5 protein-coding genes and 1 pseudogene are annotated in these 3457 nt (G+C 37.3%); 1 reads left to right on the top strand and 5 read right to left on the bottom strand.

What is annotated here, in order from left to right; translation table 11 throughout:
* From rpsD to rpmJ, 4 genes and pseudogenes are all read right to left on the bottom strand, one after another.
* Positions 1 to 212 (bottom strand): annotated as a pseudogene (gene rpsD, locus CQA44_RS11510) (30S ribosomal protein S4); the annotation flags it as partial.
* Positions 213 to 221: 9 nt separating this feature from the next.
* Complete coding sequence (gene rpsK / locus CQA44_RS11515) at positions 222 to 614, bottom strand: 30S ribosomal protein S11 (RefSeq protein WP_115547355.1); 393 nt, start codon at positions 612 to 614, stop codon at positions 222 to 224.
* 10 nt (positions 615 to 624) lie between these two features.
* Positions 625 to 987 (bottom strand): 30S ribosomal protein S13, encoded by a 363-nt coding sequence (rpsM, locus tag CQA44_RS11520; protein ID WP_115547356.1) that lies wholly within the window; start codon positions 985 to 987, stop codon positions 625 to 627.
* A 4-nt stretch (positions 988 to 991) separates the two neighbouring features.
* On the bottom strand, positions 992 to 1105 hold the full coding sequence (rpmJ, locus tag CQA44_RS11525; RefSeq protein WP_034573932.1) for a 50S ribosomal protein L36: 114 nt from the start codon (positions 1103 to 1105) through the stop codon (positions 992 to 994).
* Positions 1106 to 1419: 314 nt separating this feature from the next.
* On the opposite strand from rpmJ, the gene ald reads away from it, so the two are divergent.
* Entirely contained in the window at positions 1420 to 2544 is a 1125-nt protein-coding gene (gene ald, locus CQA44_RS11530) for an alanine dehydrogenase (RefSeq protein WP_115547357.1), read from the top strand.
* Between the two features lie 228 nt (positions 2545 to 2772).
* Here the strand turns inward: ald and rfaE2 are convergent.
* On the bottom strand, positions 2773 to 3457 hold a 685-nt coding region (gene rfaE2 / locus CQA44_RS11535; protein WP_115547358.1), incomplete at its 5' end, for a D-glycero-beta-D-manno-heptose 1-phosphate adenylyltransferase.

Consider the following 3457-nt stretch of genomic DNA (forward strand, 5'->3'; position numbering starts at 1 on the left):
TCACTTACTCCATACATAAATTTTGCTTTTTGTTTTTCTCGCAACTGTAAGCCATAATCTGAAATTTTGCCCCGCCTTTGTCCGTGTTGACCAGGTCCATAATTTCTACGTTCTAATGAACATTTTCCCGACAATCTCCTCTCGCCTTTTAGAGCTAAAGAGATTCCAAATCTTCTCTCAATTTTTTCAACAGGTCCTCTATATCTTGCCATATTCTCTCCTTATACTCTTCTTCTTTTGGGTGGTCTGCAACCATTATGAGGCAATGGTGTTATGTCTTTAATCCACAAAACTTTAATGCCCTCTACCGCACCCACACTCTTTACAGCTGTCTCTCGCCCACTTCCTGGTCCTTGCACCTTAATGCCAACTTCTTTAATGCCATGTTCTTTTGCTTTTGCTAAAGCAGATTCTACAGCTTGTTGGGCAGCATAGGGAGTAGATTTTTTGCTCCCTTTAAAACCCAATCCACCCGCAGTAGCCCAGCAAATTACATTACCCATTTCATCAGTAACAGTAACATTGGTATTATTGAATGATGCGGCAATGCAAACGATACCTCGTGCAATATTTTTCCTAATATTCTTTTTCTTTGTTATATTTCTTTTTGCCATCATTCACTCCTTACTTGCTGCCTACGGTTTTTTTCTTACCCTTACGCGTGCGAGCATTATTTTTGGTTGTCTGTCCGCGCACAGGTAAGCCCTTTCGATGTCGCAAGCCACGATAACTCCCCAAATCCATCAATGCCTTAATATCCATCGTAACTTTTTTACGCAAATCACCCTCAACCCTATAACTTTCTTGAATCTTCTTTGCAATTCTTGAAATTTCATCTTCGCTGAGATCATTAACTCGCTTATCAAAAGAAATATTTACAGCACTCAAAATATCCCTTGAGCTTTTAAGCCCAATACCATAAATGTAGGTCAGAGCATACTCTACTCGTTTCTTTTTTGGCAAATCTACACCAGCAATTCTAGCCATTCGTTTATCCTTGTCTTTGTTTATGTTTTGGATTCACGCAAATTACGCGAACCACTCTTTTGCGCTTGATAACTTTACATTTATCACACATTTTCTTGACCGATGGTCGAACTTTCATGCTAACTCCTAAATATAGAGTAAAAAATAATCACTTCTAACCCAAGTCTTTATCAAAAATTGATTATGGATTAAAAGAAATTAAGCCAAAGATTATATCGAATCTAAATTAATAGTTTATCTTTATCGCCTTATAACTTCATAATTTTTACAAATCTCTTATCACAATACCCAGCGATCCCCCAATTCTTCACACGAAAGTTTTAGTATTTTTAAAGATTATGCAGAACTTAGGATTTTATTGCAACTAAATGTTTTCATTTATGTTATTCTTATACCTATAAATAATTTGAGATTTTAGATTAAGGAAGTACTATGGTTATTGGATGTCCAAAAGAAATCAAGGTGCATGAGTATCGTGTGGGCTTAACCCCTTCGAATGTACATGAATACACAGAATCCGGGCATAGAGTTTTAATCGAACATGATGCAGGAAGTGCAATCGGATTTAGTGATGAAGAGTATCATCGCAACGGTGCTGAAATAGTGGATAAAACGAAACTCTTTAAAGAATCGCAAATGATTATTAAGGTTAAAGAACCCATAGAATCTGAATACGAATACTTCAGGGAAGGACAAATACTTTTTACCTATTTACACTTAGCAGCAGACAGAAAACTTACCGATATGCTTCTGGAGAAAAAGATTTTTTCTATTGCCTATGAAACTATTAAATCTCGCGGAATCTTGCCCTGTCTAGCCCCAATGAGTTCTATTGCAGGACGTTTAGCCGTGCTTGAGTCAAGCAAATATATTCAAAAAACCTTTGGTGGGAATGGAGTTCTTTTAAGCGGGATACCGGGTACTCCTAAGGGTAAAATTACCATTATTGGAGCAGGTGTTGTAGGATTAAATGCCGCGCAATTAGCAGTAGGTATTGGCGCAGATGTTACAATACTAGATATAGATACAGGGCGATTAGCGTATGTAGATCAAATGTTTAGCATGAGAATTCATACGCTTTATAGCTCAAGAGCAAACATTCTTGCAAGTATTGCTGATGCAGATGTTGTTATTGGTGCAGTGCTTATTCCGGGTGCAAAAGCTCCAAAGCTTATTAAAAAGACAGATTTGCAGCTTATGAAAACAGGTTCTATCCTTACTGATGTCGCGATTGACCAAGGAGGTTGTTTTGAAACTTCTAAGGCAACAACACATGATAATCCCGTGTATGATATTGATGGAATCTTGCATTACTGCGTAGCAAATATGCCGGGGGCAGTAGCAAAAACGGCTACTCTAGCACTCACCGATTCGACTCTTAGCTTTGGACTAATGATTGCTAATATTGGGGCAAAGGAAGCAGCCTTAAAAAGTATGGCAATCTTTGAAGGTGTGAATACTGTGAATGGCAAATGCACTTACAAAGGAGTAAGCCAAGCATTTGGAATTTCTTACACAGAGACAAAACAAGCATTAGAGGATACTCATTTCTCATGATGATTAATTTTTAGTTGTAGCCTACCAATCTTAACAGACATCAAGTGTTTAAAAGACTAATTCGCTTAAGCACTCAAAACTTTATGATACATCTTTGTATTGATGGGCTTATGATTAAGAATAGAATCTATGTGAATACGCATTAAGTATTCTAAATGATTTTATGTTTAAGATTCTAAAACATAAGCTTAGAGTGAGCTACAATGTGAGAATTTCTACAACAGGAGTCTATTGTCTGATTCTATTGATGATGCTAGTTGTACTCCTTGACGGCAAAATATCAATAAGCTCTACGGTCTTTGCATGCTCAGAACCTACTATTTCTTTGTTTTTGTAATCTGCGCCTTTCACTAAGATGTCTGGCATAATTTGAGAAATAAGCCTAAGTGGTGTTTCCTCATTAAAAATAATTACATAACTCACACATGCTAAACTTGCGAGGATTAATGCTCTGTCTTCTTGGCTATTGATAGGTCTCTCCTCTCCTTTTAGCTTCCTTACAGAATCATCGCTATTAAGCCCTACAATTAAAACATCGCCTAATTTTCTTGCTTTCTCCAAGTAAGACACATGCCCTGCATGCAAAATATCAAAGCATCCGTTGGTGAAAACAACTTTTTTGTTTATCAAAGTTTCTTTGAGAGAATCTATATCAGCAAGAATCTTAGATTCTGCATTTTTAATCACCCTGCGGGGCATAAGAAAATCATTAATTTCAGAAAGTGTAGCAACTGCACTTCCCAATTTTGCAATGACAACTGCGGCTGCAGCATTAGCAAAAACTGCAGCCTCATCAAGACTCTTTTTCTGTGCTAGAGAAACAGCGAGAGCAGCGATAACAGTATCTCCGGCTCCACTTACATAATAAACATCATTAGCAATGCTCGTCTTCCTTTGCAAAAGCACACTTTCA

Source organism: Helicobacter sp. MIT 14-3879 (assembly GCF_003364125.1).